This window comes from Streptomyces sp. NPDC059679, from assembly GCF_042734105.1.
Classification (GTDB): domain Bacteria; phylum Actinomycetota; class Actinomycetes; order Streptomycetales; family Streptomycetaceae; genus Streptomyces.
In genome coordinates, this window is sequence record NZ_JBHWES010000032.1 from 24219 (window position 1) to 38015 (window position 13797).

12 protein-coding genes are annotated in these 13797 nt (G+C 70.8%); 10 read left to right on the forward strand and 2 right to left on the reverse strand.

The window, feature by feature from the left end:
- Positions 1-30: 30 nt before the first annotated feature.
- Positions 31-909 (reverse strand): peptidylprolyl isomerase, encoded by an 879-nt coding sequence (locus ACFV2X_RS29930; protein ID WP_385622258.1) that lies wholly within the window; start codon positions 907-909, stop codon positions 31-33.
- Between the two features lie 146 nt (positions 910-1055).
- On the opposite strand from ACFV2X_RS29930, the gene ACFV2X_RS29935 reads away from it, so the two are divergent.
- The 4 genes from ACFV2X_RS29935 (at position 1056) to ACFV2X_RS29950 (ending at position 5544) form a co-directional block, all read left to right on the forward strand.
- The gene (locus tag ACFV2X_RS29935) at positions 1056-1775 is read left to right on the forward strand and encodes an MBL fold metallo-hydrolase (RefSeq protein WP_014174985.1); all 720 of its coding nucleotides are present in this window, start codon (positions 1056-1058) and stop codon (positions 1773-1775) included.
- Between the two features lie 13 nt (positions 1776-1788).
- Positions 1789-3051: a histidine--tRNA ligase gene (gene hisS / locus ACFV2X_RS29940; protein WP_385622260.1), complete on the forward strand. Its 1263-nt coding sequence runs from the start codon at positions 1789-1791 to the stop codon at positions 3049-3051.
- A 269-nt stretch (positions 3052-3320) separates the two neighbouring features.
- Complete coding sequence (locus ACFV2X_RS29945) at positions 3321-3980, forward strand: vitamin K epoxide reductase family protein (RefSeq protein WP_385622263.1); 660 nt, start codon at positions 3321-3323, stop codon at positions 3978-3980.
- 49 nt (positions 3981-4029) lie between these two features.
- Positions 4030-5544, forward strand: coding sequence for a replication-associated recombination protein A (locus ACFV2X_RS29950; RefSeq protein WP_385622265.1), 1515 nt, complete (start codon positions 4030-4032; stop codon positions 5542-5544).
- Positions 5545-6126: 582 nt separating this feature from the next.
- On the opposite strand, the gene ACFV2X_RS29955 is transcribed toward ACFV2X_RS29950, so the two are convergent.
- The gene (locus ACFV2X_RS29955; protein ID WP_385622268.1) at positions 6127-6885 is read right to left on the reverse strand and encodes a DUF2470 domain-containing protein; all 759 of its coding nucleotides are present in this window, start codon (positions 6883-6885) and stop codon (positions 6127-6129) included.
- 170 nt (positions 6886-7055) lie between these two features.
- Between ACFV2X_RS29955 and rpsD the strand changes: the two genes are divergently transcribed.
- From rpsD to mltG, 6 genes are all read left to right on the forward strand, one after another.
- Complete coding sequence (gene rpsD / locus ACFV2X_RS29960) at positions 7056-7670, forward strand: 30S ribosomal protein S4 (RefSeq protein WP_385622270.1); 615 nt, start codon at positions 7056-7058, stop codon at positions 7668-7670.
- A gap of 252 nt (positions 7671-7922) precedes the next feature.
- Entirely contained in the window at positions 7923-8369 is a 447-nt protein-coding gene (locus tag ACFV2X_RS29965; RefSeq protein WP_385622273.1) for a DUF948 domain-containing protein, read from the forward strand.
- Between the two features lie 9 nt (positions 8370-8378).
- Positions 8379-8708 carry a DUF6167 family protein gene (locus ACFV2X_RS29970; protein WP_014174978.1) on the forward strand — a complete coding sequence of 110 codons (330 nt, stop codon included), beginning with the start codon at positions 8379-8381 and terminating at the stop codon, positions 8706-8708.
- The gene (gene alaS / locus ACFV2X_RS29975) at positions 8708-11377 is read left to right on the forward strand and encodes an alanine--tRNA ligase (protein ID WP_385622275.1); all 2670 of its coding nucleotides are present in this window, start codon (positions 8708-8710) and stop codon (positions 11375-11377) included. The genes ACFV2X_RS29970 and alaS overlap by 1 nt, the downstream gene beginning before the upstream one ends.
- On the forward strand, positions 11374-11847 hold the full coding sequence (ruvX, locus tag ACFV2X_RS29980; RefSeq protein WP_089510379.1) for a Holliday junction resolvase RuvX: 474 nt from the start codon (positions 11374-11376) through the stop codon (positions 11845-11847). The genes alaS and ruvX overlap by 4 nt, the downstream gene beginning before the upstream one ends.
- Positions 11848-11950: 103 nt before the next feature.
- Complete coding sequence (gene mltG, locus ACFV2X_RS29985; RefSeq protein WP_385622278.1) at positions 11951-13795, forward strand: endolytic transglycosylase MltG; 1845 nt, start codon at positions 11951-11953, stop codon at positions 13793-13795.
- The last annotated feature ends 2 nt before the right edge of the window (positions 13796-13797 follow it).

A 13797-nucleotide genomic window follows, 5' to 3' on the forward strand; every position in this document is an offset into this window, starting at 1 on the left:
GAAATTTCGCAGTACGCGCGCCGGGGTCGGTCAGGACTTGCCGACTGTCGCCTTGTTGATCAGCACGGTGGCGTTCGGAGCGGTGTTCCCGGTCTGGGGGTCCGGCGCCGCCGCGCCCGCGTCGGAGATCTTCTTGAGGACCTGCATGCTCTCCTTGTCGAGGGTCCCGAAGGGCGTGTAGTACGGCGGGAGCTCGCTGTCCTTGTAGACCAGGAAGAACTGGCTGCCGCCGCTGTTCTTGCCCTTCTTGGTCTGCGGGTCGTACTGGTTGGCCATCGCGACCGTACCGGCCGGGTACTTGTTCCCCTTGATCCTGGAATCCTTCAGGTTCTCGTCCGGGATGGTGTAGCCCGGGTCGCCCATACCGGTCCCCATCGGGTCACCGCACTGGAGCACAAAGATCCCCTGGGGCGTCAGCCGGTGGCACTTGGTGTGGTCGAAGTAGCCCTTCCCGGCCAGGAAGTTGAAGGAGTTCACGGTGTGCGGGGCCTTGGCCGCGTCCATGGTGACGGTCATGTCACCGCAGGTGGTCTCCAGCTTCATGGCGTACGTGGCCGACTGGTCGACGGTGAGCGCCGGCTCCTTCTTCCACGACATGGTCTTCGGCTTCTTGTCCCCCGCCTCCTTGGCCCCCTTGGCGCACGGGTCCGGCGCCTTGGTCGTGGGGGTGGGGGAGGGCGTGGGCATCGTGGGCTCGGTGGCCTTGTCGGACTTCTTCTTGTCGCCGTCCCCGCCGGACAGCGCGCTGACCGCGGTCACCACGCCGCCCGCCGCCAGGACCACGGCCAGCGTGGACGCGATCACCACATAGGTCCGGCGCTGCTTGTGCCGGGCCGCCTCCCGGCGGTTCTGCTGCCGAAGGTACTTCTCCCGTGCGAGCTGCCTCCGACGCTGCTCGTTACTGACCACCGGGTCGTCTCCCTCATGCCGTATGCCGTCGCTGACGTATGTGATGACTCGGCCGTACCGTATACGGGTTCGCTGTGGCGGGAGAGCCGCCGGTAGGCTCTGAGAGGCCGACTTTCACTTCTGCCAGACGACTATTAAGGACGATCGTGCTCATTGCCGGGTTCCCCGCCGGGGCCTGGGGGACCAACTGCTACCTGGTCGCCCCTGCCGCCGGCGAGGAGTGCGTGATCATCGACCCGGGCCATTTGGCGGCCCAGGGCGTCGAAGAGGCACTGGCCAAGCATCGGCTCAAGCCCGTCGCCGTCGTCCTCACCCACGGCCATATCGACCACGTCGCCTCGGTGGTCCCGGTCTGCGGCGCCCATGACGTGCCGGCCTGGATCCACCCGGCCGACCGCTACATGATGAGCGACCCCGAGAAGGCCTTCGGGCGTTCCATCGGGCTGCGGCTCATGGGCGAGCTGACCGTGGGGGAGCCGGACGACGTCAAGGAGCTGACCGACGGCGCCCGGCTGGACCTGGCCGGTCTCGAGTTCTCCGTCGCGCACGCCCCGGGCCATACCAAGGGGTCGGTGACCTTCAGGCTGCCCGAGCGGGCGGACATCCCGTCCGTCTTCTTCGCGGGCGACCTGCTCTTCGCCGGCTCCATCGGACGCACCGATCTGCCCGGCGGCGACCACGCCGAGATCCTCGAGTCCCTGGCCCGTGTGGTCCTGCCGCTCGACGACTCGACCGTGGTGCTGTCCGGCCACGGCCCCCAGACCAGCATCGGCCGCGAGCGCGCCACCAACCCGTTTCTGCGGCAGGTGGCCGCCGGCCTCGGAGACGACGGCGCCCCGGCGCCCGCTCCGCGACGAGGAATGTGACGAGAGACCTTCCGTGAGCACCTTCAAGGCCCCCCGGGGCACGTATGACCTGATCCCGCCGGACTCCGCGACCTATCTCGCGGTGCGCGACGCCATCGCCGCCCCGCTCAAGCGCTCCGGCTACGGCTATGTGGAGACGCCCGGCTTCGAGAACGTCGAGCTCTTCGCGCGCGGTGTCGGCGAGTCCACCGACATCGTCACCAAGGAGATGTACACCCTCACCACCAAGGGCGGCGACGAGCTGGCGCTGCGCCCCGAGGGCACCGCCTCCGTGCTGCGCGCCGCGCTGGAGGCCAACCTCCACAAGGTCGGCAACCTGCCGGTCAAGCTCTGGTACTCCGGCTCGTACTACCGCTACGAGCGCCCGCAGAAGGGCCGCTACCGCCACTTCTCGCAGGTCGGCGCCGAGGCGATCGGCGCCGAGGACCCGGCGCTCGACGCCGAGCTGATCATCCTGGCCCATGACGCGTACCGCTCGCTGGGGCTGCGGAACTTCCGGATCCTGCTGAACTCCCTGGGCGACGCCACCTGCCGCCCCGCCTACCGGGCCGCCCTCCAGGACTTTCTGCGCGGCCTGGAGCTGGACGACGACACCCGGCGCCGGATCGAGATCAACCCGCTGCGGGTCCTGGACGACAAGCGTGAAGCGGTGCAGAAGCAGCTGGTCGGCGCGCCGATGCTGGGCGACCACCTGTGCGAGGCGTGCAAGGAGTACCACGAGCAGGTGCGCGAGTTGCTGACCGCCGAGGGCGTGGCCTTCGAGGACGATCCCAAGCTGGTGCGCGGCCTGGACTACTACACCCGCACCACCTTCGAGTTCGTCCACGACGGGCTCGGCTCGCAGTCCGCGGTCGGCGGCGGCGGCCGCTACGACGGCCTGTCGGAGATGATCGGCGGACCGGCGCTGCCCTCGGTGGGCTGGGCGCTCGGTGTGGACCGTACGGTGCTGGCGCTGGAGGCCGAGGGCGTCGAGCTCGACCTGCCGTCCGCCACCAGCGTCTTCGCGGTGCCGCTCGGTGAGGAGGCGCGCAGGGTGCTGTTCGGCGCGGTCACCGGGCTGCGCCGGGCGGGGGTCGCGACGGACTTCGCGTACGGCGGCAAGGGCGTGAAGGCGGCGATGAAGGCCGCGAACCGCAGCGGGGCGCGGCTCGCGGTCATCGCGGGGGAGCGGGACCTCGCGGAGGGCGTCGTCCAGCTCAAGGACCTCGAGTCGGGTGAGCAGACTGCGGTCCCGCTGGACGGCCTGGTCGAGGCGGTCAGCGCCCGCCTCGGCTGACCCGCTGACGAATCGCTGACGAATCCGCGCCCGCCGTCAACTCGGCGGGCGCGGATTCACTCTGTCAAAGAGAGGCGATGGCGGCGGTCCGGGAACTCTCCGCGTGTGCCCCGCTGAGGCGGCTTATGCCCACCGAACGGGGGACGGAGGAGGATGGCCGAGACCGTGCCGCATTTAGGCGAGGGGCGGTCCGGACGTCCCCGATGCGGCAGAATGTCCATGCCTGACGGGGGCGACACATGGACTCGGTGGGACGACGGAACGGCGATATGGCGACGACAGCGGTGGATGAGGTGCAGTCCGACGAGGCGCGGCAGGACGACGCGCGGGTCGCGGTCGGAGGCGGTCGCGCCTTCGCCCTGCTGCTCGTGATCACCGGTGCGCTCGGGCTGCTGGCCGCGTGGGTCATCACGATCGACAAGAACAAGATCCTCGAGGCCAAGGCCGTCGGCAAGAGCTACTCGCCTCCCTGCAGCCTCAACCCCATCGTCTCCTGCGGCAACATCATGGAGAGCGACCAGGCCCATGCCTTCGGCTTTCCGAACCCGATGCTCGGCCTGGTCGCCTACGGGATCGTGATCTGCGTGGGGATGTCCCTGCTGGCCGGGGCCCGCTTCCCGCGCTGGTATTGGCTGACGTTCAACGCGGGCACTTTGTTCGGCGTCGGATTCTGCACCTGGCTCCAGTACCAGTCGCTGTACGTCATCGGCTCGCTGTGCCTGTGGTGCTGCCTGGCCTGGGTCGCCACCATCGTGCTGTTCTGCTACGTCACCGGCAAGAACATCAAGCACGGGTTCCTGCCCGCGCCGGACGGGCTGCGGCGCGGGCTGCTGGAGTTCCACTGGGTGGTGCCGGTGCTGTGGGTCGGCGTCATCGGCATGCTGATCCTGACCCGGTGGTGGAGCTTCTGGACCGGCGCCCAGGGGTGAGGCGCCCTTCCCGCCAGGCGCTGTCAGTGCGGTGACATAGGCTTCCCGGGTGGAGCCAGACCTGTTCACCGCCGCCGCAGAGGAACGCCAGGAGAAGGACCCGTCCAGCAGTCCCCTGGCCGTGCGCATGCGCCCGCGCACGCTTGACGAGGTTGTCGGCCAGCAGCATCTGCTGCGGCCCGGCTCCCCGCTGCGGCGGCTCGTCGGCGAGGGCAGCGGCGGCCCGGCTGGTCCGGCTGGTCCGTCCTCGGTTTTCCTGTGGGGGCCGCCCGGCATCGGCAAGACGACCCTGGCGTACGTCGTCAGCCAGGCCACCCAGAAGCGCTTCGTCGAGCTGTCGGCGATCACCGCGGGCGTGAAGGAGGTGCGGGCCGTCATCGACGGCGCGCGCCGCTCCTCCGGGGCGTACGGGCGGGAGACCGTACTCTTCCTCGACGAGATCCACCGCTTCAGCAAGGCCCAGCAGGACTCGCTGCTGCCCGCCGTCGAGAACCGCTGGGTCACGCTCATCGCCGCCACGACGGAGAACCCGTACTTCTCCGTCATCTCCCCCCTGTTGTCCCGCTCGCTGCTGCTCACCCTCGAGCCGCTGACCGACGACGACCTGCGCGGGCTGCTGCGCCGCGCGCTGACCGACGACCGCGGCCTCGGCGGCGCGGTCACGCTCCCCGAGGACGCCGAGGGGCATCTGCTGCGGATCGCCGGCGGCGACGCGCGGCGCGCGCTGACCGCCCTGGAGGCGGGCGCCGGCGCGGCGCTGGCCAAGGGCGAGCCCGCGATCACCCTCACGACGCTGGAGGAGGCGGTCGACCGCGCCGCGGTCAAGTACGACCGCGCGGGCGACCAGCACTACGACGTGGCCAGCGCCCTGATCAAGTCCATCCGCGGCTCGGACGTCGACGCGGCGCTGCACTATCTGGCCCGGATGATCGAGGCGGGCGAGGATCCGCGGTTCATCGCCCGGCGGCTGATGATCTCCGCGAGCGAGGACATCGGGCTCGCCGACCCGACCGCCCTGCAGACGGCGGTGGCCGCCGCCCAGGCGGTCGCGCTGATCGGCTTCCCCGAGGCGGCGCTGACCCTCGGCCACGCCACGGTGGCGCTGGCGCTGGCCCCGAAGTCCAACGCGGTCACGCGCGCGATAGGCGACGCCCTCGCCGACGTCCGCGCGGGGCTGGCCGGTCCGGTCCCACCGCATCTGCGCGACGGCCACTACAAGGGCGCCGAAAAGCTCGGCCATGCGCAGGGCTATCTCTACCCGCACGATCTGCCCGGGGGGATCGTGGCGCAGCAGTACGCGCCGGACAAGATCCACGGCAAGCGGTACTACGAGCCGACGCGGTACGGGGCGGAGGCGCGCTACGCGGACGTGGTCGAGCGCGTACGCGCCCGCCTCCGCGGGGAGCCCCCGCCCCCGCCCCCGCGCCCACCCCAGCCGGTGACGCCCGAGCCCCCCGCGCCCCGTCCGGCGCAGTCGGGGGCGGGCGATTCCCCTGATGATTCCGCCCCGGCCGGCCCCGGTGGGGCGGGGTCCGGCGGTTCGGCTGCCGAGGGTTCGGCCTAACGGCGCGTCGGCCGAACGGCCCCTCGGCCGTCCGGACACGGTTGGGGCTTCGCCGCGCGCCCGGGTCGGCTCGGCCTGCGGACGCGTCCGCCCCGAGGGGTGACGGCGCGGTGTCCCGCCGTCGCGCCGGAATGGTGCCCCCACCCCGCCCCTTCCCGAACGGGGGCACGCCCCGAGCCCCGGCCCTCGGCCCGTGGCCGGGGGTTTCCGTACGAGCGGCGGCCTGGGCCCTGCCCGGCCCGGGCCGGACCGCGGCCCGGCGCCCACATCGGCGCCAGCCGCCCCGACCTCGGACTCCCGCACGCACCGCCCCGTAGCTGACCGATCGCGGGCAACCGCCCGCCGGCCGGCCGCCGTACCGTGGGGCTCCTCGACGACCGGTCGGCGCCCGCAGGTGCGTGGCCTTCCGGCTTTGCGGTAGGGCGCTCCCCGCGCCTCGCACCGCGCCTTTCCGGAACGAGCGCGGGCCCCGGGCCCGGCCGTCGGCCGCGCGGTGGCGCCGCCGGGGGCGTGTGGGGGGCCGGGCGGGCACGCCGCGCGCCACCATGGACAGCCTGTGCCGCCGGGGGCGGGGGGCCGGGGCTAGTCCGCCGCCGCGTCGAAGAGCGTGTGCATCGCGCGGCGGAGTTCGGAGATGTTCCGCACCGGCTCCGGGAAGTCGAAGCGGGCGTCGAAGGGGTTGCCGGGGGCGTCGGGGAAGCGGACGCGGAGGCCGAAGCGGTCCAGGGCCACGGGGATCGCGCGGCCGCGCGTGCCGCAGGCGCGGTCCGGGTGGTCGCCGAGGAGGGAGCACAGGCCGCGCATCTGGTCGTCGTGCGCCGCGTGCAGATGCTGCAGGAGCTCGGCCTCGTGCGGGGCGAGCGGGTCGGGGGCGGCCGTCGCGAAGTCGTCCGGCTCGACCGCGTCCGCGCCCCACAGGTCGTCCACGCACGCCTCGCCGACCTCCAGCCGCAGCAGCGCCCATCCGCCGCCGCCCCCGGCCAGCGCCTCGCCGATGCCGAGCAGTTCGCCGAGCGGATGCCGGCGGGCCAGCAGGGCCGCGGCCGCCGCGCGGTCCCGGTCGCGTACGGGCGTGAGCCACCCTCCGACCCAGGCGCGTCCGCGGATCCGGTGGGCGACCGCGACGGGGGCGACGTCCGTGATCTCCATCACGCAGGTCACCTCGTCGTCCTGGGCGTATGCCGCGGCGCGGGCGGCGGCCGAGCCGCCGGGGACCAGCAGGAGCACATCGCCGTCGGGGGAGACGGCGCGGGCGGCGGGGGCGTGCGCCCCCAGGTCGTCCATGCTCTCGACGGTCTCGATGCCGGGAATGGTGAGCGAGGCCGTAGCCTTGGACTCCACGAGAGTACGTACCCGCTCCGCCGCCGATGGCCGCGGAGCTTCTTCCCCGGGACGCGGCTGACCCTCCTCGGTGCTCTGACCAGTGCTGGGCAGGGGGATCCCAGGTCGAAACATGCGTCCTCCTCGGCTAAGGTAAGGCTCACCTAACTTATATCGGAGGTTCGTTCCCCGTGCCCAACCAGTCGCGTCCCAAGGTCAAGAAGTCGCGAGCGCTCGGCGTCGCGCTGACCCCGAAGGCCGTCAAGTACTTCGAGGCCCGCCCCTACCCGCCGGGCGAGCACGGCCGTGGCCGCAAGCAGAACAGCGACTACAAGGTCCGGCTGCTCGAGAAGCAGCGTCTGCGCGCTCAGTACGACATCAGCGAGCGCCAGATGGCCCGTGCCTACGACCGCGCCCGCAAGGCCGAAGGCAAGACGGGCGAGGCTCTGGTCATCGAGCTCGAGCGCCGTCTGGACGCGCTCGTCCTGCGGTCCGGGCTGGCCCGCACCATCTACCAGGCCCGCCAGATGGTGGTCCACGGCCACATCGAGGTCAACGGCCGCAAGGTCGACAAGCCGTCCTTCCGGGTCCGCCCGGACGACGTGGTGATGGTCCGCGAGCGCAGCCGCGACAAGCACCCGTTCCAGGTCGCGCGCGAGGGCGGCTACGCCCTGGACGGCGAGACCCCGCGCTATCTGCAGGTCAACCTGCAGGCCCTGGCCTTCCGCCTGGACCGGGACCCGAACCGCAAGGAGATCCCGGTGATCTGCGACGAGCAGCTGGTCGTCGAGTACTACGCCCGCTGATCCGGCCGGGCGACGCCGGCTGTACGAGCACCGGCGCGCATACGCACCCCGCGGGTCCCCTTCGACATGGTCGACGGGGACCCGCGAGGCGTTTCCGGGCGACCGTAATGCGGTTCGGGCAGGGGTGCCCGGCGCGATAAGGTCGATACCTGCCGCCCGTCTCGGATGACGACCCACCCGCCCGTGACGGCGGTCGACGGACGATCTACCACACGACGAGCAGCAGACGAGCAGCAGCAGGGAGCGTGCAACGTGTCCGGTGGAGAGGTGGCCGGGATCCTCGTGGCCGTCTTCTGGGCGATCCTCGTGTCCTTCCTCGCCCTCGCGCTGGTGAGGCTCGCCCAGACGCTCAAGGCCGCGACCAAGCTGGTGGCCGAGGTCACCGAGCAGGCCGTACCGCTGCTCAGCGAGGCGTCCGCGACCGTGCGCTCCGCCAACACCCAGCTCGCCCGCGTGGACTCGATCGCGGCGGATGTGCAGGAGGTCACCTCCAACGCCTCCGCGCTCTCCTCGACCGTCTCCTCGGCCTTCGGCGGGCCGCTGGTGAAGGTCGCCGCCTTCGGCTACGGCGTGCGGCGCGCGATCGGCCGCAAGGGGCAGCAGCACCCGGACGGCGAGACCACGCACACCGTCGTCGTCGGCAAGACCCTGCCGTCCGCCCGCCGGGGCGGCCGTCGCAACCGTGCATCGAAGGGCTGAGAGACCGGAATGTTCCGCCGTACGTTCTGGTTCACCACCGGGGTCGCAGCCGGTGTGTGGGCCACCACCAAGGTCAACCGCAAGCTCAATCAGCTGACCCCGGAGAGTCTGGCGGCGCAGGCCGCCGACCGGGCGGTGCTCGCGGGGCGGCGGATCAAGGTGTTCGCGCTCGACGTACGCGACGGTATGGCCGACCGGGAGGCGGCGCTCAAGGACGCCCTGGGCCTGAGCGCGGCGCCCGCGCCCGACCGCAAGCAGCTGCCCGCCCAGCGCGGCCGCGCCCAGCTCACGCAGAATTACTTGTACAACCACCCAAAAGCCGGAAATGAGGACCACTGATGGAGTCGGCTGAAATCCGCCGCCGCTGGCTGCGCTTCTTCGAAGAGCGCGGGCACACCGTTGTGCCTTCGGCGTCGCTCATCGCGGACGACCCGACCCTGCTGCTGATCAACGCGGGAATGGTCCCCTTCAAGCCGTATTTCCTCGGCGAGGTGAAGCCCCCCTTCGACCGTGCCGTCAGCGTGCAGAAGTGTGTGCGTACGCCGGACATCGAAGAGGTCGGCAAGACCACCCGCCACGGCACGTTCTTCCAGATGTGCGGCAACTTCTCCTTCGGCGACTACTTCAAAGAAGGCGCCATAAAGCTCGCCTGGGAGCTGCTGACCACCTCCGTCGAGGAGGGTGGCTACGGCCTGGAGCCCGAGAAGCTGTGGATCACCGTCTACAAGGAGGACGACGAGGCCGAGCGCATCTGGCGTGACGTCATCGGCGTCCCCGCCGAGCGCATCCAGCGCCTGGGCATGGGCCCCAACTTCTGGTCCATGGGCGTCCCCGGCCCCTGCGGCCCGTGCTCCGAGATCAACTACGACCGCGGCCCCGAGTTCGGCGTCGAGGGCGGCCCGGCCGTCAACGACGAGCGGTACGTGGAGATCTGGAACCTGGTCTTCATGCAGTACGAGCGGGGCGAGGGCGAGGGCAAGGAGGACTTCCCGATCCTCGGCGACCTGCCCTCCAAGAACATCGACACCGGTCTCGGCCTTGAACGCCTCGCGATGATCCTGCAAGGCGTGCACAACATGTACGAGACCGACAACCTGCGCGCCGTGATCGACAAGGCCACGGAGCTCACCGGCGTCGCCTACGGCGCCCACCACGACAGCGATGTCTCGCTGCGCGTGGTCGCCGACCACATGCGCACCTCCGTGATGCTCATCGGCGACGGCGTCACCCCCGGCAACGAGGGCCGCGGCTATGTGCTGCGCCGCATCATGCGCCGCGCCATCCGCAATATGCGCATCCTGGGCGCCACCGAGCCGGTCGTGAACGAGCTCGTCGACGTCGTCCTGAAGACGATGGGCCAGCAGTACCCGGAGCTGCTGACCGACCGCAAGCGCATCGAGACCGTCGCCCTCGCCGAGGAGGCCGCCTTCCTGAAGACGCTGAAGGCCGGCACCAACATCCTCGACACCGCCGTCACCGACACCAAGGCCGCGGGCAGCACGGTGCTCGCCGGTGACAAGGCGTTCCTGCTCCACGACACCTGGGGCTTCCCGATCGACCTCACCCTCGAGATGGCCGCCGAACAGGGCCTTTCGGTGGACGAGGACGGCTTCCGCCGCCTGATGAAGGAGCAGCGGGAGCGGGCCAAGGCCGACGCCAAGGCCAAGAAGACCGGCCACGCCGACCTGTCCGCCTACCGCGAGGTCGCCGACACCTCCGGCTCGACCGTCTTCACCGGCTACACCGACACCGAGGGCGAGTCCACCGTCGTCGGCCTGCTGGTCGACGGCCTGCCCTCGCCCGCCGCGACCGAGGGCGACGAGGTCGAGGTCGTCCTCGACCGCACCCCGTTCTACGCCGAGGGCGGCGGCCAGCTCGCCGACTCCGGCCGGATCCGGCTGGACTCCGGCGCCGTCGTCGAGGTGCGCGACGTCCAGCAGCCGGTGCCCGGGGTCAGCGTGCACAAGGGCACCGTCCAGGTGGGCGAGGTGACCGTGGGCGCCGGGGCGTACGCCCAGATCGACGTCAAGCGCCGGCGCGCCATCGCCCGCGCCCACAGCGCCACCCACCTCACCCACCAGGCGCTGCGCGACGCCCTGGGCCCGACCGCCGCCCAGGCCGGTTCGGAGAACTCGCCCGGCCGCTTCCGCTTCGACTTCGGCTCGCCGGCCGCCGTGCCCGGCGCGGTCCTCACCGACGTCGAGCAGAAGATCAACGAGGTCCTTTCCCGTGAGCTCGATGTCACCGCCGAGGTGATGAGCATGGAGGAGGCCAAGAAGCAGGGCGCCATCGCCGAGTTCGGCGAGAAATACGGCGACCGGGTGCGCGTGGTGACCATCGGCGACTTCTCCAAGGAGCTGTGCGGTGGCACGCATGTGCACAACACCGCCCAGCTGGGTCTGGTGAAGCTGCTCGGCGAGTCCTCGATCGGCTCCGGCGTGCGCCGGGTCGAGGCCCTGGTCGGCGTGGACGCGTACAACTTCCTCGCCCGCGAGCACACCGTCGTCTCCCAACTCACCGACCTGGTCAAGGGCCGTCCTGAGGAGCTGCCGGAGAAGATCTCCGGGATGCTGGCCAAGCTCAAGGAGGCCGAGAAGGAGATCGAGCGGTTCCGCGCCGAGAAGGTGCTCCAGGCCGCCGCCGGGCTGGCCGCGGGCGCCAAGGACGTACGGGGCGTGGCCCTGGTCACCGGCCAGGTGCCGGACGGCACGGCCGCCGACGACCTGCGCAAGCTGGTGCTGGATGTGCGCGGGCGCATTCCTGGCGACCGCCCGGCCGTCGTCGCCCTGTTCTCCGTCGCCAACGGCCGCCCGGTGACCGTCATCGCCACCAACGAGGCCGCCCGCGAGCGTGGCCTCAAGGCCGGTGACCTGGTCCGCGCCGCGGCCAAGGCCCTCGGCGGCGGAGGCGGCGGCAAGCCGGACGTCGCCCAGGGCGGCGGCACGAACCCGGACGCCGTCGACGAGGCCGCGGCCGCCGTCGAACGGCTTGTCTCGGAAGCCGCCTGACCGCCGTGCGACGCGGCAGGCGCATCGCGATCGACGTCGGGGACGCCCGGATCGGGGTCGCCTCGTGCGACCCCGACGGGATCCTCGCCACCCCGGTGGAGACCGTGCCGGGGCGGGACATCCCGGCCGCCCACAAGCGGCTGGCGGCCGTCGTCGAGGAGTACGAGCCGATCGAGGTGGTGGTCGGCCTTCCCCGCTCGCTCAGCGGGCGGGAGGGGCCGGCCGCGGCCAAGGTGCGCACCTTCGCACGGGAGCTGGCGCGCCGCGTCGCGCCGGTTCCGGTGCGGCTGGTCGACGAGCGTATGACGACTGTCACAGCTGCTCAGGGCCTGCGGGCCTCGGGCGTGACCTCGAAGAAAGGCCGTTCGGTCGTTGACCAGGCGGCTGCCGTCGTCATTCTGCAAAGCGCACTGGAGACCGAGCGTGTCTCCGGGCGGGCACCGGGCGAGGCCGTCGAAGTGGTCATCTGATCGCGATACGGTAACGTTCCGCGCGGCCAGGGCAGCCGTCGCCTGGTGCGTGAGTGTGACATGGGTGACACCTCGGCTGCCGCCGTGCGTCGCTAGGGGTTCGATGACTGACTACGGCCGGGGTACCGGCTCCCAACCGTGGGATCCTCAGGACCCGCTGTACGGGGATCAGGGATGGGGCGGTCACCAGACGGCGACCGGTCACGATCCGTACGCCCAGGAGGCATACGCACAGGACCCCTACGCCCAGCCCGGCTCCCAGGGGCACGGCGGCTACAACCAGGACTCCTACGGCCGGGACAGCTACGGACAGGACCCCTACGGCCAGGGCGGTCACCAGCAGGAGCAGTACCCCCAGCAGGGCTATGGGAACGACGGCTACGGGCCCGAGGGCTACGGCCATGACCCGTACGCGCAGGACCCGTACGCCCACCAGCAGTACCCCCAGGGCTACCCGCAGGAGCCCCAGCAGCACCAGCAGCCTCAGCAGCAGCCCCACTGGGACGGACACGGGCACGACACCGGCGGCTACCCGCAGCACCCGCAGCAGCCTCGGCACCCCCAGCAGCCTCAGCAGCCGTACGGCAATGGCGACTGGGACGGCTCCCAGGCTGCCCAGCCCCAGCAGCCTCAGCAGCCGTACGGCAATGGCGACTGGGACGGCTCCCAGGCTGCCCAGCCCCAGGAGCCCGTAGCCGAGCAGGCCATGCAGGCCGAGCACGACGAACCGGCCGACGACCACCCCTTCTTCCGGGACGGCGACGGCGGAGGCGACATACTCCGCGACGACCGCGACGACCGTGCCGACGACGAGTACGACGACGAAGACGCCGACGACGACGAGGGGCGCGGGCGCCGGAACAAGCCCGCCAAGCGCCGCAGCGGAGTCGCCTGCCTGTTCGTGACCGTGGTGCTGGTCGGCGTCGTCGGCGGAGGCGGCTACTTCGCCTATCAGTTCTGGCAGAGCCGCTTCGGCCCGGCGCCCGACTACTCGGGCGCGGGCAACGGTGAGGTCGCGGTGGAGATCCCCGAAGAGGCGAGCGTGACCGCCATGGGGAACATCCTCAAGGACAAGGGCGTCGTGAAGAGCACGGACGCGTTCATCGAGGCCGCCAACGCGAACGAGAAGGGCGGCAGCATCCAGCCGGGCTCGTACACGCTGCGCAAGCACATGTCCGCGGCTGAGGCAGTGAAGCTCATGGTCGACCCGGCCAGCAGCAACGGCCTGATCGTCGCGGAGGGCATGCGCAACGCGCAGATCTACGCCGCGATCGACAAGAAGATCGGCCTCAAGGCGGGCACGACCAAAAACGTCGCCCTTAAGGAGGCCAAGAACCTCGGGCTGCCGGACTGGGCCGACGACAACTCCAAGATCAAGGATCCGCTGGAAGGGTTCCTCTACCCCTCCCGCTACAGCGCCGGCAAGGACACCAAACCTGAGGACGTCCTGCGGAAGATGGTCGCCCAGGCGAAGAGGCACTACGCCAACTACGACCTCGAGGGCAAGGCCAAGGAGCTGGGCCTGAAGTCGCCGCTCCAACTCATCACCGTCGCCAGCCTGGTCCAGGCGGAGGGCGTCACCCACGACGACTTCCGCAAGATGGCCGAGGTGGTCTACAACCGCCTCGCGCCCGGAAACACCCAGACCAACGGCAAGCTGGAATTCGACTCGACGTACAACTACATCAAGAACCAGAGCAAGATCGATATCTCGCTGCAAGAGATCAAGAATTACGACAATCCCTACAACACGTACTTCTACCGGGGTCTGACGCCAGGACCGATCGGAAACCCGGGGGAGGACGCGCTGAAGGCGGCCATGAACCCCACCGACGACGGTTGGTACTACTTCATCTCGCTCGACGGCAAGACGACCAAGTTCACCAAGACGTACGCCGAGCACAAAAAGCTCTTCGACCAGTTCAACCGGCAGCGCAAGAACGGCTGAGG